The sequence below is a fragment of the Halomonas sp. SIMBA_159 genome (assembly GCF_046536035.1).
Taxonomy (GTDB): domain Bacteria; phylum Pseudomonadota; class Gammaproteobacteria; order Pseudomonadales; family Halomonadaceae; genus Vreelandella; species Vreelandella venusta_A.
The window spans coordinates 45352-65294 of record NZ_JAWJBT010000006.1 but is presented as its reverse complement, the minus strand read 5'-3'; the positions used below and the strand labels follow the sequence as shown (position 1 = coordinate 65294).

Below are 19943 nucleotides of genomic sequence, written 5' to 3'. Positions count from 1 at the left end.
TTAAATAATTAAATTCAAAATAAGACGTTATGGCACGTAAGTCGCTATCTACTAAGTAGCGCCGCAGGGACACGTTCCGCACCAAGACGGCGCAGCTTAAAGCCCTTTTGCTCCTGTGAGGTGAACGTCCATGAAAGAGAACAACGACCACAGCAGTCTTGGCAACCCGTTTGATCATCGCCAATCACTGATTCACGGACGGCAGTGCGATTGTCATCAGTGCCACTCTTCCCAACCCAGTATTATTACATCCTCTACTCAGCCAACCTCGAAAACAGCGGCAGCCACGCCGAGCAGTGCCGATGATGTGATGGATCGCATGGTCGAAAGCGCGCTGGTGCGCGGCATGTTTGGCCATAGCGACATGCACCGCCGCCAGTTTATGAAGCTGGTAGGTGGCGGCACCGCCGCCGCCGCTCTGGCGAGCCTGTTCCCCCTGGATTCGATTAAAGCCGCAGTAAAAGAGAGGTTAGGGCCGCTTGAGAAAACCCAGCTTAATGTCGGCTTTGTTCCGATCACCTGTGCCACGCCCATCATCATGGCCCACCCCATGGGCTTTTATGAGCGCTACGGCCTGGATGTCTCGGTGATTAAAACCGCTGGCTGGGCGGTAGCGCGGGACAAGTCCCTCAACCGCGAATACGACGCGGCGCACATGCTAACGCCCATGCCGCTGGCGATGACCCTCGGTGCAGGCTCTACCCCAGAGCCGTTCATTATGCCCGCCGTAGAAAACATCAACGGCCAGGCGATTGTGCTACATAACGACCACCTGGATAAGCGCGATCCGCAGCAGTGGAAAGGCTTCACTTTTGGCGTACCGTTCGAGTACTCCATGCACAACTTCCTACTGCGCTACTACGTGGCCGAGCACGGCTTAGACCCGGATCAAGATATTCAAATTCGCGTAATTCCGCCGCCCGAAATGGTCGCCAACCTGCGGGCAGGCAACATCGACGGCTTCTTATCCCCCGACCCCTTCAACCAGCGCGCGGTGTTTGAACGCATCGGCTTTATTCACCTGCTGACCAAAGAGATTTGGGACGGCCACCCCTGCTGCGCCTTTGCCACCAGCGCCCGCTTTGCCCGCGAAAACCCGAACACCTACGGCGCACTGCTGCGGGCGATTATCGATGCTACCCAGTACTCTTCAGACCCCGCTAACCGCTCAGAAATTGCCGAAGCCATTGCCCCGACGAACTACCTGAACCAGCCGGTCACGGTGATTGAACAGGTACTCACCGGGCGCTTTGCCGACGGTTTAGGCGGCGTGCAGAACGTGCCGGACCGCATCGATTTCGACCCCTTCCCCTGGCACTCCATGGCGGTGTGGATCCTGACGCAAATGAAGCGCTGGGGCTATATCGAAGGCGACGTGGATTATCAGCAGATTGCCCGGGATGTGTACCTGGCCACCGATGCCCAGACCGTGATGCGCGAGCTGGGGTACGAAGCGCCCGAAGAGACCGCCCGCAACTACCAAATCATGGGTAAAACCTTTGATTACACCCAGCCTGAAGCGTATGTCGAAAGCTTCGCCATTCGGAGGGGCTAACCATGGACCGCACCACCACCGAATGGAAATTAAGCCTGAACGCCCGCGCCACGATTCTCGCCATTATGTTGCTCGTGGTTGGCCTGGGCGTCTGGGAAGGGTTGAACCAATCGCCCTTGATGGGCGGCGGCGAGGCGCTAAGCGAGTACGAACAGCTGCTGGCCGGGGCCGATGAGAGCGCCAAAGTACCGCCGCCCTCGGAAATCGCCGTGAAAGCGTGGCAGGAGCTTTCTAACCCCTTTTACGATGCAGGCCCCAACGACAAAGGCATTGGCATTCAGTTGGGCTACTCGCTCTACCGCGTGCTCAGCGGCTACCTGCTGGCCGCGCTGGTGGCGATTCCGATTGGCTTTTTAATTGGCATGTCGCCCCTGGCGTACAAAGCGCTCAACCCGTTTATTCAAGTGCTGCGGCCTATCTCGCCGCTGGCCTGGATGCCGCTGGCGCTGTTCATCATTCGCGACTCTGAAGCCTCCGCCATCTTCGTGATCTTTATCTGCTCTATTTGGCCAATGCTGCTTAACACTGCCTTTGGCGTGGCGGGCGTGCGCAACGACTGGGTGAACGTGGCCCGCACCCACGAGCTGTCGTCGCTGCAAACGGCCTTCAAAGTGATTCTACCTGCGGCCGCACCCACCATTCTGACCGGCATGCGGATCTCCATCGGCATTGCCTGGCTGGTCATCGTGGCTGCCGAGATGCTGGTGGGCGGCACCGGCATTGGCTACTACGTCTGGAATGAGTGGAACAACCTCGACCTGACCAGCGTGATCTTCTCCATCCTGATGATCGGCGTGGTGGGCATGCTGCTGGATATGTCGCTTGCCTATATTGCCCGCTTTGTCACTTACGCCGAATAAGGAGCCGACCATGAGTCATGCTTTTGTAGAGGTACAGAAAGCTGCCAAGCGCTTCCCCGGTGCCAGTAAAGAGGCAGAACCGCTAACGGTGTTTGAGAACATTAGTTTTCAGCTCAAGAAGGGCGAGTTTGTGTGCATCATCGGCCACTCTGGCTGCGGTAAATCCACCATTATGAACGCACTCGCCGGGCTGGATCAGTTCTCTGAAGGCTCCATGGTGATGGAGAACAAAGAGATCAGTGGCCCTGGCCTTGAGCGTGGCGTGGTGTTTCAAAACTACAGCCTGCTGCCCTGGCTCACCGCGCTTGAAAACGTTCGCTTTGGCGTACGCGCCCGCTGGAAAGCGTGGAGCGACCGGGAAGTCACCGACCACAGCATGAAATACCTGGAAATGGTCGGCTTGAAAGAGGTGGTAGACCGCAAGCCCTCTCAGCTCTCTGGCGGTATGCGCCAGCGGGTGAGCATCGCCCGGGCGTTTGCCACCAAGCCCAAACTGCTGCTGTTGGATGAGCCGTTCGGCGCGCTGGATGCGCTGACCCGGGGCGTCATTCAAGACGAGCTGATCAAAATCTGGAGCCAGGATCAGCAAACCGTGTTCATGATCACTCACGATGTGGACGAAGCGATCTTACTGGCCGACCGCATCTTCTTAATGACCAACGGCCCCCAAGCGCGTATCGCCGAAGCGGTGGAGATTGACCTGCCAAGGCCCCGCCAGCGGGCAGAGATCGTCAAGCATCCGCACTTCTACACGATTCGTAACTACCTGGTCGATTTTCTGGTGAACCGCTCCAGCGAGCTGCGCACCCAGGAGTTCGACGGCCAAGGCCTGCGCTACCCGACGCCGGTGAACCCGGTACAGCTAGCGTCTGCAGAAACCACTACAGATTCAACCCCAGCATCCCCTGCCACCGAACCACAAGAAAACCTAGTGAAGTTCACTCCTAAGGAGGTCCGTCATGGATAAGCTCGAAATGCGCCATACCCTGCTGGCTGCCAAAGCCCGTAAAAAAATGAGTTGGGATGACATTGCCAGCGCCGTCGGCATGTCACCGGTGTGGGTCGCCTCTGCCTGCTACGGCATGAACAGCGCCAGCGCCGATATCGCCCATAAGCTCTGCGACGTACTCGAAGTGGATGGCGACGTCGCCACCGCGCTCACGGCCTTCCCCACAAAAGCGTGGGATGAAGCCATCCCCCAAGACCCGTTCGTCTACCGCCTCTACGAAGTGGTCGGCGTGTACGGCGAAACGCTGAAAGACGTGGTGCAAGAGAAGTTCGGCGACGGCATCATGAGCGCCATCGACTTCACCATGGAAGTGGACAAAATCGAAGACCCGAAAGGCGACCGAGTACTGCTGACCCTGAACGGCAAATTCCTGCCTTATAAGTCCTGGTAACGTTAATAGCGCGCGCTTAATCGCGTTCCAGCAGCGTTACGCTGCGCTCGACCCCACTGCGGTAACTGGCACCAAACAGCAGCAGATGGTTAAGCAATGGGTAGAGTTGAAACAGCGCTTCACGCCTCGGCCAGTCGGCCGGGGCGTTGCCATTCCAGTAGGCCTCAAAAAACGCGTCACCGGGGGAGCCGAACAGCGTCAGCATGGCAAGGTCGGTTTCGGGATAGTGGCGATAAATCGCCGGGTCGATCAGCGCTGGCCCGCGGGGCGTGGTCAGTACATTGCCCGACCACAGGTCGCCGTGAACCAAACTCCCAGGAGCATCCGGCAACCAGCGCTCCAGCTGTTCGGCCTGCTGCTCGATGCGGCGACGTAGCGCGCTATCAAGCAAACCACGCTGAAAGCAGGTCTCGCAAAGTGGGAGCAGGCGCCGCTCACGCTGAAACTGCCGCCCGTCAGCCAGTAGCGCATTGGGCTGCGGGGTCAATCCGCAGGCGTTGTCCTCATGCCAACCGTGGGAGGTGCCTATCACGCCGTGCAGTTGGCGAAGGCCCTCTCCCAGCGCGGTCGCATCCTGCTTGTTGGCGGGCTGAGTCTCCAGGGCTTCCATCACTAGCCAGCCTTCCGCTTGGCCGAGCACTTCGGGAATAATGAGCGAGGTATTGGCTCCGGCCAGGGCGTGCAGCGCTTCTGCCTCACCCCTGAGACGCTCGGGATCGTCATGCTTCACAATCACCCGCCCCTGGCGCGTGGCTAACGTATACACCGCCGCACTGTCGCCGCCGCTTAGAGGCTCTAGCTCGCCGGTGGGCGCTATATCGTGAGTAGTGAGCAGATGGCGTAAGCTAGCCTCCATGGCATTCTCCGCTGCGTTACCGTGGTTGAGTGGATCACGGTACAAGGCAATCGGCCATGGAGGCAATGGGTGGTTACAGCGTATGGCGCTGCCATAGCGCGGCCAAATAGCGCTGATAGGCACCTTCATAGGCGGCCACACGCTCGGCATCAGGCTCCGCCAGCGATGCCGCATCCAGATGCACCAGGCGCTCGCAGAGCGATGCCAGGCTAACGCCCTCGGGCTGTAGATCGCACCAGGCCGCTTGAATGGCTGCCCCCAGTGCGGCGGCATCGGTAATCTCGGGGCAAATCACCTGGGTGTTGGTAATATCAGCGACCATTTGCCGCCACACCGGGCTTTTCGCCCCGCCGCCAATCAATCGAATCTGGCTGGTGCCCGCGGCTAGCTCGCCTAGCAGCTCCAGCCCATAGCGGAGTCCAAAGGTCGCGCCTTCCATCACGCCTCGGCAGAGGTTGGCCTGGGTCATATTCAGGCTGGTCAACCCGAGAAAATCGCCGGTGGCATCGGGCAGCATGGGCACCCGTTCGCCGTTAAAAAACGGCAGCACGGTGACGCCCTCGGCACCAATCGGGGCGCTGGCTACCTGTTCGCCAAAGGTAGCCAAGTCCAACCCAAACAGCTCACGCACGCGAGTCGTTGCCGAGGTCACGTTCATGGTGCAGATCAGCGGCAGCCATCCCCCGTGGCTGGCGCAAAAATTCGCCACCATGGCGCTGTCACACACCACGGAATTAGGTGAGTAAGCACACACCGTGCCGGAAGTGCCCAAACTGAGCGTGACCAGCCCCTGGGTAATATTGCCGGTGCCAATCGCCCCCATCATGTTGTCGCCACCGCCGGAGGAGACCACCACGTTATCGCCTAGCCCCAGCTCCTGAGCCACTAACGGGCGCACGCGGCCAGCAGGTTCATGGGCGTCAATGATCCGAGGCAGTACCCGGTCAGGGTCGAGCTCCGGCGCAATGGCGGCAAACACCTCTTTCTGCCAGCACTGGGCGCGGGTATCAAAGTAACCGGTGCCCGAGGCGTCGCCTGCCTCGGTAACCCGTTCGCCAGTCAGCCAGAAATTCAGGTAGTCATGGGGCAGCAAGAGCGTAGCAATACGCTGGTAGGCATCTGGTTGATGCTCGCGTAGCCAGGCCACTTTGGAAGCGGTATAGCCAGTTTGCAGCACCAGGCCCAGCTTCTCCAGGCAGCCCGCCTCGCCCCCCAGCGTTTCCACTAGTGCGCTATTTTGAGCGCTGGTTTCGGTATCGCACCACAGCTTGGCGGGATACACCGGCACGCCATCGGCATCGAGTGCCACCATGCCGTGTTGCTGGCCAGACACACCAATACTGCGCACCTGCTTGGCATCGATCCCGGCGCGCTCAATCGCTTGAAAGAACGCGCCTTTGAGCGCCGCCAGCCACTCCGCCGGCGCCTGCTCCCGGCGACCATGCTCCCCTTCATCCAGGCGATGCGGGCGGCTGCCCTCGCCCAGAATGACGCCCCGCTCCACATCAACCACCACGACTTTGGTACTTTGCGTACCGCAATCCACCCCGATATACATCACAACGTTCCTTTGGACGCGACCAGAGCCTCAAGAGTAGCCCGTGCGCCCCGTTCATGCAGCGACTTCAGCGCCTCCAGGTAGGCGTTAAGGAAGCGAGGCTGGTCCGCTAAGTCGCCAAACAGCTCCCGGTTTTCCACGAAGGCCGCTGGATGGGTGCGGTTATTGGCGGCAATGGCCATTAACGGCGCGCGCAAGCGGTCTACGATTTCAATGGTCTGCCCCTGCTCATCGACGCCTTCGGCGTAGCGTGCCCAGCTGGCCACCACGGCGGCGCTGCGCTCAATCTCACCGCTCTGGGCAAGCTGCTGGCGAATCACCGGCACTAACCATTTAGGAATGCGATCCGAGCTTTCGGCGCACAGCCGCGCCAAGGTGTCTCTGATTTGCGGGTTCGCAAAGCGCTCGATCAGCGTCAGCCGGTAGGTTTCTAAATCCACCCCCGGTACGGGGGCCAGCGTCGGTGTGCCCTCTTCGCGCATGTAGCCGAGCAAGAACTCGACAAACAGCGGGTCTTGGCACACCTCATGGGCGTAGCGGTAGCCCGCCAGATAGCCAAAGTAGGTCAGCGCTTGGTGGCTGGCATTGAGCAGGCGCAGCTTCATGAGTTCGTACGGCTCGACATCCTCGACAACTTGAACGCCGACCTTCTCGAACGCCGGGCGGCCCAAGGGGAAGTGACCTTCCAGCACCCACTGGGTAAAGGGCTCGCACACCACGGGCCAGGCATCTTCAACGCCAAAGCGCTGGGAGAGCTCTTCGATATCCGTGGGCGCGGTCACCGGCGTGATGCGGTCCACCATGGCGTTGGGGAACGCTACCTCGGCGGCTAGCCAGTCGCCCAGCTGTTCACTGCGGGCGCGGGCATAGGCGCTGAACATGCGCTTGGCGACATCGCCGTTACCTTGAATGTTATCGCAGGACATCACCGTAAACGGCGCAATACCCCGTGCCCGGCGGCGTACCAAGGCTTCCACCACCAAGCCAAAGCTGGTGGAGGGGCGCTCAGGATGGGCGAGATCGTCGCGCACCTGGGGGGCGTCTAGGTTGAATTCGCCGGACACCGGATGAAAGTTGTAGCCGCCCTCCGTAACGGTGAGCGACACAATGTTGATCGCGGGGTCGGCCATGGTTTCGATGACCGCCTCGGGGTCTTCCGGGGCAAACAGGTAGTTCACCATGCTGCCAATCACCCGAGGCTGATACTCACCGTCAGGGTGCTTGACCACGAGGGTGTAAAGGTAGTCTTGTGCGGCGAGGGCCTGCTGCATGCGTTTGTCGCCGGGCATGACCCCCACGCCCACAATGCCCCAATCCAACGCTTCGCCTTGGTTCATCAGCGCATCTACGTACATCGCCTGATGGGCACGATGAAAACCACCGACGCCAATATGGACGATGCCAGGCGTCACGGCCTGACGATCATAGGTCGGCGTCTCAACCGCCGCGCTGAGGGAACCCACACTGTGGTTATTAAGCTGGGTCATCGTCACTCTCCGGGTTATTGGCTGGGCAAGCGCGTCCTAGCGCCAGCGCTGGTCTGGGGGCACGCTGCTGGTTTTGACCAGCGCGGCGTTCAGCATGTCTTTTTGGTGGGTGCGCTCAAGCGCGCCGCTGTGGTCTTGGCCCATACAGAGCCAGCGGTTCACCAACCGCTCCACGAGTACGGCGTCGTCGACGTCGATCATTAACGTCCAGTCAAACAGCGCGTGCAGCGAGCGCCACGGGTCTTGGTCCAGCAGCAGATAGTTGCCTTCCACAATCACAATGCGATGCGCGGGGGTAATCAGCCGCCCACCGGCACGGGCAAGGTCCAGAGGCCGATCAAAGACCGGCACGGCCACCGGCTTATCCGCCCGGCGGATGCGCATTAAATCGTGATGCAACCCTTCGGCATCAAAGGTGTGCGGCGCACCTTTCACAGGCAGCTGTTCATCGCCCAGTACGGCGTTATCGAAGTGGTAGCCATCCATCGGCACCACCGCCGCATGCCCCGGGCGCAGCTGATTAATCGCTTCGCAGAGCAGCGCGCTGCGGTAGGATTTTCCGGCCCCCGGCGGCCCCGCCAGGGCAACCATAAAGCGCGGCTTGCCTTCGGCGGCATCCAGCAGTTGGTGGCTTAACGAAACAAGATCAGGGCTCATGGGCGTCTTAGCTCATCCAGTTGCCGCCATCGACGTTGAGCGTCTGGGCGACGACGTAATCGCTATCCTGGCTGGCGAGAAACACGGCGGCGCCGGTGTGATCTTCCGGCAGCCCCATGCGGCCATAGGGCACCGCCTCGCCCACTAGGCGCTTTTTCTCGCCCAGCGGGCGGTTCTCAAAACGGGCAAACAGCGCATCGACCTCTTCCCACATCGGGGTATCCACCACGCCGGGGGCAATGCCATTGACGTTGATGCGATGCTTGATCAAATCGAGCCCGCAGGACTGGGTCAGGCTAATCACGGCGGCTTTGCTGGCGCAGTAAACACTCACTAGCGGTTCGCCACGTCGGCCCGCCTGGGAGGCCATATTGATAATTTTGCCTCCCTGACCTTGGGCCACCATGGCGCAGGCCACGGCCTGCAGGGTGAAAAAGATGCCTTTGGTGTTCACCGCAAACTGTTTGTCGAAGCTGGCCTGGGTCACTTCCAGCACCGGCGCCATATCGAACACCGCCGCGTTATTGACCAAAATATCAATGCCGCCAAAGCGCTCGGTGACGCTCTCCACCATGGCATCGATAGAGCCTTGGTCGCACACGTTCAGCACCACGCCCATGACCCGCTCGGCGCTGGCATCCTGCTTCAGCGTGGTGAGTGCATCTTCAATGGCCTTGGCATCGATATCGGCCACCACGACATGGGCCCCTTCAGCCAAATAGCGCTGGGCAATGGCGAGTCCGATGCCGCGGGCACCGCCGGTAATCACGGCACGTTTATTGAGCAGTTTCATTGTTATCTTGTCCTTGCAGATGTAATTGCCACTCGTCCACTAAGGCGCGAAGCCCGCGCATATGGGGCAAAATTCGCCAAGCACCCGCCGCGAGCAGGCGGTCAGGCTGCTCGTCGTCGATATGGCTGGCGCCCACAAAACCAATCACCCGCATGCCGGCGGCATGCGCAGCGGTAACGCCTGCCACGCTATCCTCAACCACTAGGCAGCGGTTGGGCGGGCAGCCAAGCTCATGCGCCGCCAAGCGGTAAATTGCTGGGTCCGGCTTAGGGTTATCGACCTGCTCGGCCGTGAAAATCGGCACATCGCCCAACGCCTCTTCCAACTGCGTTGTCGCAAGCGATGCCAATACGCGGCAGCGGCGGCTGTTGGAGACCACGGCTTTAGGTAAATCGATACCACTAACGGCGTCGTGAACCCCTGCAATAGCGGTGAGTTCTCGTGCCAGACGCGCTTCTATGGCGCTATCGACTACCTCAGAGGCATTAGGTGGCAGCGGATGCCGGCTTAACTGCGCTAGATGGCGGAGAATGTCGGCGGTCGTCATACCCAGGGCTTGGCTGAGTAGCGTCGGGATATCCAAATCCGGCAGCCACTGCACAAGGTGGGTTTCCAAGGTCTCTTCTGCCAGGGCTTCGCTATCCACCAGAACGCCGTCGCAATCAAAAATCAGCACCTTCATACCTGCGCTCCTGGCGCAGCAGGCTCGGTCGCCGCACGGTTATCCTGACGGGTTAGGCTGGCCAGCGGGTGCTGTGACAGGCTCTCTAGCGCCAAGCCTTGGGCATCGAACAGGTGAGCACGCTCGGAGGCAAAGCCAAACTGCACGGTATCATTCACCCGGTAGGCCACGTCGCCATCGGCCATGATGGTGATCAGCAGCTCGCCCATCTGCACGTACAGCGAGGTCTGCCCGCCTAAGCGCTCCAACACTTTAATCTGCCCACTCAGCGGGCCGTTTTCATCCAGCTGTAGGTGCTCAGGACGAATACCCAGCTCCAGCGCTTCATCGCTGGCGAGCTGCTCGCCCGATACGGGAATGGTGCAGGGCCGCCCCCCGGGCAGGCGCACGGTGACGCCATCATAGCCAATGGACTGCTGCTCGACGCTGAAGAAATTCATCTTGGGCGAGCCGATAAAGCCTGCCACAAAGCGGTTACGCGGGTGGTGATAGAGCGCCATGGGCGAACCCACCTGCTCCACCACGCCATCGTGTAGCACGACGATTTTATCGGCCATGGTCATGGCTTCTATCTGGTCGTGGGTCACGTAAATCATTGTGGCATCCAGCTCTTCATGCAGCCGCGCCAGCTCGATACGCATCTGCACCCGCAACGCCGCGTCTAGGTTGGAGAGCGGTTCGTCGAACAGGAAGATGCTGGGGTTGCGCACAATCGCTCGACCAATCGCCACCCGCTGGCGCTGCCCGCCGGACAGCGCTTTGGGCTTGCGATCCAGCAGCGGCTCAAGCTGAAGGATCTTGGCAGCTTCCAGCACCTTGGCGCGGCGCTCCTCTTTGGGCACACCGGCCAAGCGCATGCTGAAGCCCATGTTGCCCTCAACGGTCATGTGCGGGTACAGCGCATAGCTTTGAAACACCATCGCCAAACCGCGGTCGGCGGGGCCCACCTCGTTCATGCGCTTGCCATCGATGAGAATATCGCCGTCGCTGGCGCTCTCCAGGCCCGCGATCATACGCATCAGCGTGGATTTACCGCAGCCCGAAGGGCCAACGAACACCACGAACTCACGATCGTTAACGTCGAGATCAATGCCCTTGATGACCTTGGTGTCGCCAAACTGCTTGGTAATGTTCTTGAGTTGTAAGGTTGCCATGGGGAACTCCTTTACTTGACGGCGCCAAAGGTCAGGCCGCGCACCATTTGTTTTTGGGTCATCCAGCCGAGGATTAGGATGGGGGCGATGGCCATGGTAGAAGCCGCCGACAGCTTGGCCCAGAACAGCCCTTCGGGGCTTGAGAACGAGGCAATGTAGGCGGTCAACGGCGCGGCTTTCGACGAGGTGAGGTTGAGACTCCAGAACGCTTCGTTCCAGCTCAAAATCACCGAGAGCAGCCCAGTCGACGCAATCCCTGGCAGGGTCAGCGGCAGTAGCAGGAAGAACACTTCCTGCAGAGTGGAGGCACCGTCCATCCGGCCCGCTTCGAGAATGTCTTTGGGCATATCTTTAAAGAAGGTGTAGAGCATCCACACCACGATGGGCAGGTTCATCAAGGTATAAATAATGATCAGTCCGGTGCGGGTATCCAGCAGCCCGACATCGCGGAAAATCAGGTAGATAGGCACCAGAACACCCACCGGCGGCAGCATTTTGGTGGAGAGCATCCACAGTAGCGTGCCCTTGGTGCGCTTAGTGGGCAAAAAAGCCATGGCATAGGCCGAAGGAATAGCGATGAGCAGCGCTAAAAACGTAGAGCCAAACGCTACCGCGATGCTGTTCAGCGCGAAACGGGCATAGCCCGAGCGTGCCTGCACCTCCTGGTAGCTTTCCAGTGTGGGCGAAAAGATAAAGCTGGGGTCGGCTATCGCCGCCGTCTCGGTTTTAAAACCGGTCAGCACCATCCACAGGATAGGGAAAAAGATAATCAGCGCGATCGACCAGCCCAACAGGGTCAATACCAGTTGCCGGATGGGCAACGAGCGAGTGTGTGCTGGTGCGCTATTACGATGAGTTGTCATTGAAATGCTCCCAAGACGCCCTGGTGCCGGGGTCAGTCTTCTAAGTTCTTAGCGACCATACGGACAAGGAAAATCGCGACGATATTGGCCAGAATGATGGCGATCACCCCACCCGCCGAGGCCATACCCACATCGAAATCCAGCAGCGCTTGGATGTAGATCAAATAAGCCAAGTTGGTGGTGGCGAGCCCCGGGCCTCCGGAGGTAGTGACAAAGATCTCGGCAAAAATCGTCAGCAGGAAGATCATTTCAATCATGATCACCACGCTAATCGCACGCTTTAGGTGCGGTAGCGTGATAAAGAAGAAAATCGCCAGCGGCCCCGCGCCATCCATACGTGCGGCTTCCACTTGGTCTTCATCCAGCGATTGCATCGCCGTCAGCAGGATCAGTAGCGCAAACGGCAGCCACTGCCACGAGACGATGATGATGATGGAGGTCAGCGGTAGCGATGAGAACCAGTCCAGCGCGGGCAGCCCCAACGACTGTGCTAACCACGCCAACACCCCGTTAGAGGGGTGCATCATCATGTTTTTCCATACCAGCGCGCTCACCGTTGGCATGACAAAGAAGGGAGAGATCGCCAATACGCGGGCAATGCCCCGCCCGGCAAAATCCTGTTGAAACAGAACCGCTAAGAGCGTACCGCCCACCACGGTAATCACCAGCACCCACCCCACCAGCAGCAGCGTGGTGCCCATGGCCGACCAAAGCGCGGGGTCGGTCAGCAGGTACTCATAGTTTTCCAGCCCGGCGAAGCCGGTCATCTCGGGCATCAGTAAGTTGTAACGCTGGAAAGAGAACCAGATGGTCATGCCTAGGGGCACAATCATCCAGAGCAGGAGCAGCGTTACGGCGGGCGCTTGAAGCGAAAGCGTTCTCAGCCCGCCGACCGTACGGCCAGAAGCACGTGTTCTATTCATGGAAATACCTGCAAGAAAACAGACCTGCGAGAACCACCGAAAACGCCTGCCCGTGGCCGGGCAGGCGCAGGAGTGCATTAACGTTCGATGTAGCCCGCCCGCTGCATCGTGCGCTCAGTAGCACGCTGGGCGCTATCTAGCGCCTGCTCAACCGACGTATCACCGGTCAGCGCCGCCGCAATGGTTTGGCCTACCTGAGTGCCAATCGATTGGAACTCAGGAATACCCACAAACTGCACGCCCACATAGGGGTTCGGCTCTAGGCTAGAGTCGGTGGGGTCGGCCTCTTTAATGGCGTTAAGTACGAATCCAGCAAACGGCGCGGCTGAGGTGTACTGCTCGTTAGCGTAGGTGGATTCACGAGTACCCGGCGGTACGCTGGTCCAGCCATTAGTCTCACCGACAAGCTCGATATACTCTTCAGAAGTAGCCCAGGTAATGAACGCTTGAGCTGCCTCTTTATGCTCAGATGAAGCTGGGATAGCCAGTGCCCAGGACCACAGCCAGTGGGAACCTTTGGGAGTTTCCGCGATGGGCGCGGGTGCAAAGCCAAGCGTACCGGCTACGTCGGATTCGCTCTCGTCGTAGAGCTTGCCTGCCGCCGAGGTAGCATCGACCCACATGGCGCAGTTACCGCGTGAGAAGAGCGCGAGATTCTCGTTAAAGCCGTTGGAGCTGGCGCCTGGCGGGCCGTAGTTGCTGAGCAGGTCTACGTAGAACGAAATCGCGTTATTCCACGCCTCGGAGTTCAGCTCCGGATTCCACTGCTCATCGAACCAGCGGCCGCCGAAGGTATTCACCAGCGTTGAGACGAAGGCCATGTTCTCGCCCCAGCCCGGCTTGCCGCGCAAACAGATACCCGCCAGGCCCTCTTCGCTACCGTGGAGCTGTTCGGCCCAGTCGCGCACCTGCGTCCAGGTGGGCTGCTCGGGCATCTCGATACCTGCCTGCTCAAACAGATCGGTGCGGTAATACATCATCGAGCTTTCCGCATAGAACGGCAGCGCGTGCAGAGTGCCGTCCAGGCTTAAGCCATCGCGTACCGATGCCAGCAGATCGTCTTCGTTGTAGTCATCGGGCAAGCTGTCCAGCGGCTCCAGCCAGCCGCGCTCGGCCCAAATAGGCACTTCATAAGTGCCGATGGTCATCACGTCGAACTGCCCACCGCCGGTGGCAATATCCGTGGTCATACGCTGACGCAGCACGTTCTCCTCAAGCACCACCCAGTCCAGCGTGATATCCGGGTGCGCTTGCTCAAAGGCATCGGTCAGGCTCTGCATAATGACCATGTCATTATTGTTCACCGTGGCGACGGTGATCTCAGTTTGAGCCTGGGCTTGGCCAGCTACCGCAATAGCAGCGGCTAGGGTCGTGACGGGCAAATGACGCGCGAGACGCATACAGCACTCCTCTTGGCAAATATTGGCATTGTTGTTGCCTTGATCTTATTGATCACCAACCGAACAAATGATCGTACGCGAGCCAAAAAAAAGCAAAGCTTGCCGCGTTAGACTTTACGCTAATTTATTCAATCGCTTGCATGTTGCAAGTGCGAAAACACCACTCACTCAATGGCTTCGATGATATGCCGAGCGGCGACCTCATCGGTGATCAAGCCCTTCAGCCAGCCACCGCGCAGCGCGGCTAAAATGGCAGGCGCTTTATCTCGGCCACCGGCAATTCCCACCATCAGGTGCTTTCCAAAACGCTCCAGCGGTAGGCTGGTAACCCGCCGGGTAATCGAGCAATCAATCACCTCCCCGCGCCGGTTCAGCGGCCAACCCAGCAGCTCCCCCACCGCTTCGCGGCCCAGCAGCTCATCCAGCTCGCTTTCGCTAATGAAGTGATCTTGGAAAAGCGTGGCTTGGCGGTCAATACGGCCAATGCCGATAAAGGCAGCCTCTGACTCTCTCGCCACATCGGCAATCGCTTTAAACAAGCGCTGGGACAGCATGGCCTCTTTTTCCGACAGCGACTCTGCCACTACGGGGGCAGGCAACAAAAAGCGCTCGCCACCGGTTTTATCCGCCAACACCATTACCGCATCATAGCGGTTAGCGGAGCCGTCACGGGCTACGTTACCCACCAGCGATACAAAACGATGCTGTGGCCGCTCCACACGGCTTAGCGCTTCCACTGCCGCACGCACCGAACGCCCAGTTCCCAGCGAGAGCGTCAGCGGCTCGCTGCGCTCCACCAGCCGCGCAATGCGCTCTGCCCCCGCCACGGCCAAATAGTACGCGCCGCTTTCGGGGGCCTGGGTGTCCGCAGGCACCACATCGCAGTAGGTGAGCTGAAAACGCTCGCGCAAGGCGCTGCCCAGCGCCATGCAGGTTGAGATGGGGTGGTCGATATGCACTTTTACCAGCCCCTCTTGGCGCGCCAGGGCCAGCAAGCGCTGTACGCCAGGGCGTGAGACGCCAAGCTGATTGGCAATCTCATCCTGGGTCATTCCGCCGACATAGGACATCCAGGCGGCTCTCGCCGCTTGGTCGAGCTTTACTTCAAACTTATCCATGGATGGGTTTGCCGCCTTGTCGTTAAAAAAACCTCATCATACAAAGCCTTCGCCAGGACCAGTAGTGTCCTATCCGCTAACATAAGCGCCTGACGACGTATTACGATGCACAGAGGTAGCTGCTATGTATAAACTCGCGTTTTTTGTTCCGATTGAGAATGCCGACAGCGTCAAAAACGCCGTCTTTGAAGCCGGCGCTGGTCGCATTGGCGATTACGAGCATGTCTGCTTTCAGACCCGAGGCACCGGGCAGTTCCGCCCAATGAAGGGTGCCGAACCGCATATTGGCCAGGTCGGCAGGCTGGAAACCGTTGAAGAGTTCAAAGTCGAGCTGGTCTGCGCCGACGAACATATTCAAGCTGCCATTGCCGCGCTCAAGCTGGCGCACCCCTATGAAGAAGTCGCCTACGACGTTTGGCAGCTTGCCGACCTTTAGAAAAAGCTAGGCGCTACCCACATAGCGCTCGCGATCTTCAGGCGTAATTTTGCTGATATGCAGTGGAAACGCAGCGTTTTCACGGTCGGCAAAGTAGTGGCGCAGCGTGCGCTCGATGGTTGGGAAGGCTAATGCGTCCCAAGGAATCTCATGCTCTTCAAACAGCGCCACCTCAAGGCTCTCAGGCCCGGCACCAAAGCCACCCATCAAGTCGGCAAGAAAAATCATATACACTTGGTTGATATGCGGTAGATCAATCAGCGTGTACAAGTCGCCCAGCGTGACCTCGGCAAAGGCCTCCTCCCAGGTTTCCCGCGTCGCGGCCTGCTGGGTAGTTTCGGCGTTTTCCATATACCCCGCCGGTAGCGTCCAATACCCTTTTCGAGGGGAGATCGCGCGCTTGCAGAGCAGTACTTTGGAGCCGCTCACCGGCAGCGTACCCGCCACGATACGGGGGTTTTGGTAGTGGATCGTGCCGCAGCCGTCGCACAGGTAGCGGGGGCGGTCGTCTCCTTCGGGAACGGCAAACCGGACTTTCTCACCACACTGACTACAAAAGTTCATCGCGTTTTCTCTACGGCTGGTGGGTCGAGGCATCAACGTGCTTGACGATGATCACCGTGGCTGGGTAAAAGAGAGCAAAGCAACGGGAATCCCTATGTTAGAGAAACTGCGCCAACAGCTGCAACAGCATATCCCTCAACGCCTAGACCACATAGCACTGCCGGAAGCCGCCGTTTTACTGCCCATTGTGGAACGCCCTGCCCCCACACTGCTATTTACACGCCGGGCCAGCCACTTAAATACCCACCGTGGCCAAGTCGCCTTTCCAGGCGGTAAGCGTGAGCCAGAGGATGCCGACCTGTACGCCACGGCGCTACGGGAAGCGGAAGAGGAGATTGCGTTAGTCCCTGGGCTGGTGAAGCCCCTAGGGCGGCTGTCGGATGTGATTTCGCTGCACGGCATTCGCGTGACGCCCTGGGTGGGTATTATTCCGCCGGATCTACCGCTGGTGGCAGACCCAGCGGAGCTGGACGCTATTTTTGAAGTCCCGCTCAGCCACTTTTTAGACGACCATCGCACCCATACCGATGTGATTACCGTCGATGGCGTTGCCCACTATGTGCCCAGCTATCGGGTAGATGGCCATGTGATTTGGGGCTTATCGGCAATGATGCTAGTGGAGCTGCTGGCCGAAGGGTTTGGTATGAACATTGACCTTTACCAGCGCCCGCCCGGTGCTTTACGCCACTACCCCGAACGCCACACCCCCACAAGCAGTCGCTCGGCCAAAGCCGAACGCGCGCCCGTTACGAGAATCACGAAATGATCGCTTTATCTGAACTGGACTCTCCCGCCCTTGACCCGCAAGCCCATTTGGAGCTGGTCGACGCGCTGGTGGAACAAGGTTGGTATGTGGGGAAAGGGGTAATCGACTCGACTCTGTGTCAAGCGCTGCACCGCGAGATCCTCCACCTCGCCGAACACGACGCGCTGGATGAAGCGGGCATTGGCCGAGGCCAGCAGCACCACTTGCGTAAAGATATCCGAGGCGATGCTATCCACTGGCTAGACCGAGAGAGCGAAGCCCAACGCCGCTATTTGAACGCCATGGCGGAACTGCAGCAGTCGCTCAACCAAGCGCTGTTTCTTGGCCTGTTTGAGTACGAGGCCCACTTTGCCCACTACCCCGCCGGTGCCTTCTACCAGCGCCACCTGGACAGCTTTCGCGGGCGGGCCAACCGAGTGATTTCCACCGTCGGCTACTTGAACCCCGACTGGCCGAGCGACGGCGGCGGTGAAATGGTGATTTATCATCCGGATGACCCAGCTCTGGAAGTGGCCCGCGTGGTGCCCGAAGCCGGCACCTTTGCCTGCTTTTTATCGGAAACCATTCCCCACGAAGTGCTGCCCACCCGCCAGCCCCGCGCCAGCATTGCGGGCTGGTTCCGCCGCAATGCATCAATGGGCGGTGTATTGGATCCTGCCCGCTAAATGATGAGCGAGACATGTCTGTGAGTGCTGAAAGAGCGGCCGCCCTAGCGGCGAAAGTGGCTGCCTTGGAAGCGCGTAACGCCGCACTTGAAGAGGAAAAGCGCCACTATCAGTGGCTGGCAGAGAGCACCACCGACCTGATCTCCCGCCACGCCCGGGACGGCACGTTTTTGTATGCCTCTCAAGCCGCGCGGGAGCTGCTGGGCTATGAACCCGACGAGCTGGTCGGCGTCTCCGCCTATCAGCTGTTTCACCCGGCAGATCTAAGCGACCTGCTGAACAAATCGCCACGGGTTTACTACCACGACGGTTTCTATCAGCAAACCTATCGTTTTCGCGCCAAGGCGGGCCATTACGTATGGTTTGAAACCACCAGCCGCACCCGGCGGGATGCCGAGACCGGAGAGTTACTTGATATCCTGTGTGTCTCACGAGACGTTGGGCGTCGCATTGAGGCCGAAGCCACTCGCGAGCGCTTAGCTCAAGTGGTCGAATCCACCACCGACTACGTGCTGTTTTTAGGGCCGAATCAGAGGGTATTCAGCGCTAACGAAGCCGCTCGCCGCTGCTTTGCTCTGCCCACGGCTTCGTCCACTGCGCTCAGTGAGCTATATCAAGCCGACTCGCTGCGCTTATTAAATGAAGTGGTATTTCCCGCCGTGGAGCGTTATGGCTCCTGGAGCGGTGAGCTGGAGATGCGCACCGCGAGCGGCTGTGTGCCGGTGCTCAGCGTGGTGCTGGCCCACCGCAGCCGGGGGGCCGAGCCTGGCCAGTTTGCCTTGGTGAATCGCGATATTAGCGCCCGCAAAGCCGCCGAAGCCCAGGCGCGACGCCACCAAGAGCAGATTGCCCACGCTAACCGGCTAGCCGCTGCGGGCGAACTTGCTTCCAATATCGCCCATGAGCTGAATCAGCCCTTAGGCGCCATTGCCAACTACACCAGCGGTGCGCTGTTAAAGTGCCAGCAGCAGCCTGCCCCTCCGGCAAGCGAGCTGCTGCTTCCTCTGGAGCGCATTGACGAGCAGGTACAGCGGCTCGCCCAGCGTCTGCGCCACCTGCGCAGCTTTGTACGTAAGCGCAGCCACCAAGTGCGCCCGCTAGTGCTGGCAGACGTCATCGCGGCCGCCTGTCGGCTCTGCGAGTGGCAGTATCAGCAAGCATCGATCACCCTGACGCCGCAGCTGCCCCAAGGATTACCGCGTATCTACGCCGACCCAATTGCCCTGGAGCAGGTCATCGTGAACTTACTGCTGAACGCGCTGACCGCTAGTCGCCGGGTGAACGACGCCAAGGTGGTCTGCATCAGCGCCCGGCGAAGCGGCCAGCGCCAGATCACGCTAAGCGTTGAGGACGAGGGGCCGGGGGTGGAAAAAGCGCACCAGCAAATAATTTTTGACGCTTTCTTTACCACCCGCGATGAAGGGCTCGGCATGGGGCTGGCCATTAGCCGTACGCTGGTGGAGAGTATGGGAGGCGCCCTCTCCCTGCGCACCGACAGCGCTAAAGGCGCCTGTTTTGACGTATCACTGCGAACGGAGACCGACGCCTAATGCTCTCGCCTACTCACACTTCACCACCTCCCAGCGTCATTGCGGTGGTTGACGACGATGACGCTCTGCGGGAATCGCTGGTGTGGCTACTGGAATCAGTGGGGTTAACCACTCACGCCTTTGCCAGCGGTGATACCTTTTTAGCCACCGCCCATGATGCCTTTGGCGCACTGCTGTTAGATATTCGCATGCCGGGGATGAGCGGGCTGCAGGTGCAGCAGCAGCTAGTCGACCGGCACGCCAGCCTGCCGATCATCATGATGACGGGGCATGGCGATGTGCCCATGGCGGTGGCGGCGCTGAAAAACGGTGCGTTTGAATTTATCGAGAAGCCGTTTAATCATCAGCAGCTGATCGAAGTCGTGCAAAGGGCACTCAGCAGTGCCGAACAGCAGCACCAGCGTCAGCAGGCAATAGCGCAGCTAAAAGCCTGCTTTGAGGCGCTGCGCCCGAAAGAGCAGCGCATTGTGGTTCACGTCGCAGAAGGAATGACGAACCGCGAGATCGCCGACCATATGGGTATTAGCGCCAAAACGGTTGAGGTGTATCGGCTGCGTGCGATGAAGGCGATGGGGGCAACTAATGTGGCGGAGCTGGTGCGCCAGGCAGTAGCGCTGTCATTGGTGCCTACACTACTGCCTGTCTCCACTTAGGCG

At 59.5% G+C, this 19943-nt stretch carries 21 protein-coding genes; 9 read left to right on the top strand and 12 right to left on the bottom strand.

What is annotated here, in order from left to right; translation table 11 throughout:
- Positions 1-130 precede the first annotated feature (130 nt).
- From R0J87_RS05455 to cynS, 4 genes are read left to right on the top strand one after another with little or no spacing between them, the layout of a single operon-like run.
- Positions 131-1555, top strand: coding sequence for a CmpA/NrtA family ABC transporter substrate-binding protein (locus R0J87_RS05455; protein ID WP_498884853.1), 1425 nt, complete (start codon positions 131-133; stop codon positions 1553-1555).
- Positions 1556-1557: 2 nt separating this feature from the next.
- Complete coding sequence (ntrB, locus tag R0J87_RS05450) at positions 1558-2415, top strand: nitrate ABC transporter permease (RefSeq protein WP_159341477.1); 858 nt, start codon at positions 1558-1560, stop codon at positions 2413-2415.
- 10 nt (positions 2416-2425) lie between these two features.
- Positions 2426-3382, top strand: a complete 957-nt coding sequence (locus tag R0J87_RS05445) for an ABC transporter ATP-binding protein (RefSeq protein WP_404465579.1) — start codon at positions 2426-2428, stop codon at positions 3380-3382.
- Positions 3375-3815 carry a cyanase gene (cynS, locus tag R0J87_RS05440; RefSeq protein WP_159341475.1) on the top strand — a complete coding sequence of 147 codons (441 nt, stop codon included), beginning with the start codon at positions 3375-3377 and terminating at the stop codon, positions 3813-3815. The genes R0J87_RS05445 and cynS overlap by 8 nt, the downstream gene beginning before the upstream one ends.
- Positions 3816-3831: 16 nt before the next feature.
- Here cynS and R0J87_RS05435 read toward each other — a convergent pair whose 3' ends face one another.
- The 11 genes from R0J87_RS05435 to R0J87_RS05385 form a co-directional block, all read right to left on the bottom strand.
- Positions 3832-4671 carry a fructosamine kinase family protein gene (locus R0J87_RS05435; RefSeq protein ID WP_498884851.1) on the bottom strand — a complete coding sequence of 280 codons (840 nt, stop codon included), beginning with the start codon at positions 4669-4671 and terminating at the stop codon, positions 3832-3834.
- Between the two features lie 73 nt (positions 4672-4744).
- Positions 4745-6229, bottom strand: a complete 1485-nt coding sequence (xylB, locus tag R0J87_RS05430; RefSeq protein ID WP_498884850.1) for a xylulokinase — start codon at positions 6227-6229, stop codon at positions 4745-4747.
- Positions 6229-7716: a mannitol dehydrogenase family protein gene (locus R0J87_RS05425; protein WP_498884848.1), complete on the bottom strand. Its 1488-nt coding sequence runs from the start codon at positions 7714-7716 to the stop codon at positions 6229-6231. Before R0J87_RS05425 ends, xylB begins: the two co-directional genes overlap by 1 nt.
- A 36-nt stretch (positions 7717-7752) precedes the next feature.
- A complete protein-coding gene (locus R0J87_RS05420; RefSeq protein ID WP_498884847.1) occupies positions 7753-8373 on the bottom strand; it encodes a nucleoside/nucleotide kinase family protein in 621 nt (206 codons plus the stop codon).
- 7 nt (positions 8374-8380) lie between these two features.
- Positions 8381-9166, bottom strand: coding sequence for an L-iditol 2-dehydrogenase (locus tag R0J87_RS05415; protein ID WP_498884845.1), 786 nt, complete (start codon positions 9164-9166; stop codon positions 8381-8383).
- Complete coding sequence (locus R0J87_RS05410) at positions 9150-9848, bottom strand: HAD family hydrolase (protein ID WP_498884843.1); 699 nt, start codon at positions 9846-9848, stop codon at positions 9150-9152. Before R0J87_RS05410 ends, R0J87_RS05415 begins: the two co-directional genes overlap by 17 nt.
- Positions 9845-11002 carry an ABC transporter ATP-binding protein gene (locus R0J87_RS05405; RefSeq protein WP_498884841.1) on the bottom strand — a complete coding sequence of 386 codons (1158 nt, stop codon included), beginning with the start codon at positions 11000-11002 and terminating at the stop codon, positions 9845-9847. The genes R0J87_RS05410 and R0J87_RS05405 overlap by 4 nt, the downstream gene beginning before the upstream one ends.
- Positions 11003-11013: 11 nt before the next feature.
- The gene (locus R0J87_RS05400) at positions 11014-11865 is read right to left on the bottom strand and encodes a carbohydrate ABC transporter permease (RefSeq protein ID WP_159341468.1); all 852 of its coding nucleotides are present in this window, start codon (positions 11863-11865) and stop codon (positions 11014-11016) included.
- Positions 11866-11897: 32 nt separating this feature from the next.
- Positions 11898-12788 carry a carbohydrate ABC transporter permease gene (locus R0J87_RS05395; protein WP_062359322.1) on the bottom strand — a complete coding sequence of 297 codons (891 nt, stop codon included), beginning with the start codon at positions 12786-12788 and terminating at the stop codon, positions 11898-11900.
- 77 nt (positions 12789-12865) lie between these two features.
- On the bottom strand, positions 12866-14188 hold the full coding sequence (locus R0J87_RS05390) for an ABC transporter substrate-binding protein (RefSeq protein ID WP_305947835.1): 1323 nt from the start codon (positions 14186-14188) through the stop codon (positions 12866-12868).
- A 164-nt stretch (positions 14189-14352) separates the two neighbouring features.
- Positions 14353-15306: a sugar-binding transcriptional regulator gene (locus R0J87_RS05385; RefSeq protein ID WP_498884839.1), complete on the bottom strand. Its 954-nt coding sequence runs from the start codon at positions 15304-15306 to the stop codon at positions 14353-14355.
- 124 nt (positions 15307-15430) lie between these two features.
- On the opposite strand from R0J87_RS05385, the gene R0J87_RS05380 reads away from it, so the two are divergent.
- Positions 15431-15742 carry a YqfO family protein gene (locus R0J87_RS05380; RefSeq protein WP_404465567.1) on the top strand — a complete coding sequence of 104 codons (312 nt, stop codon included), beginning with the start codon at positions 15431-15433 and terminating at the stop codon, positions 15740-15742.
- A gap of 6 nt (positions 15743-15748) precedes the next feature.
- Here R0J87_RS05380 and R0J87_RS05375 read toward each other — a convergent pair whose 3' ends face one another.
- Positions 15749-16306, bottom strand: coding sequence for an NUDIX hydrolase (locus tag R0J87_RS05375; protein ID WP_404345099.1), 558 nt, complete (start codon positions 16304-16306; stop codon positions 15749-15751).
- 94 nt (positions 16307-16400) lie between these two features.
- Here R0J87_RS05375 and R0J87_RS05370 point away from each other — a divergent pair, with 94 nt between their 5' ends.
- From R0J87_RS05370 to R0J87_RS05355, 4 genes are read left to right on the top strand one after another with little or no spacing between them, the layout of a single operon-like run.
- Positions 16401-17072, top strand: coding sequence for a CoA pyrophosphatase (locus R0J87_RS05370; RefSeq protein WP_498884963.1), 672 nt, complete (start codon positions 16401-16403; stop codon positions 17070-17072).
- The gene (locus R0J87_RS05365) at positions 17069-17737 is read left to right on the top strand and encodes a 2OG-Fe(II) oxygenase (protein ID WP_498884837.1); all 669 of its coding nucleotides are present in this window, start codon (positions 17069-17071) and stop codon (positions 17735-17737) included. Before R0J87_RS05370 ends, R0J87_RS05365 begins: the two co-directional genes overlap by 4 nt.
- Before the next feature lie 20 nt (positions 17738-17757).
- Positions 17758-19287, top strand: coding sequence for a PAS domain-containing sensor histidine kinase (locus R0J87_RS05360; protein WP_498884835.1), 1530 nt, complete (start codon positions 17758-17760; stop codon positions 19285-19287).
- The gene (locus R0J87_RS05355) at positions 19287-19940 is read left to right on the top strand and encodes a response regulator transcription factor (protein WP_498884833.1); all 654 of its coding nucleotides are present in this window, start codon (positions 19287-19289) and stop codon (positions 19938-19940) included. Before R0J87_RS05360 ends, R0J87_RS05355 begins: the two co-directional genes overlap by 1 nt.
- Positions 19941-19943 lie beyond the last annotated feature (3 nt).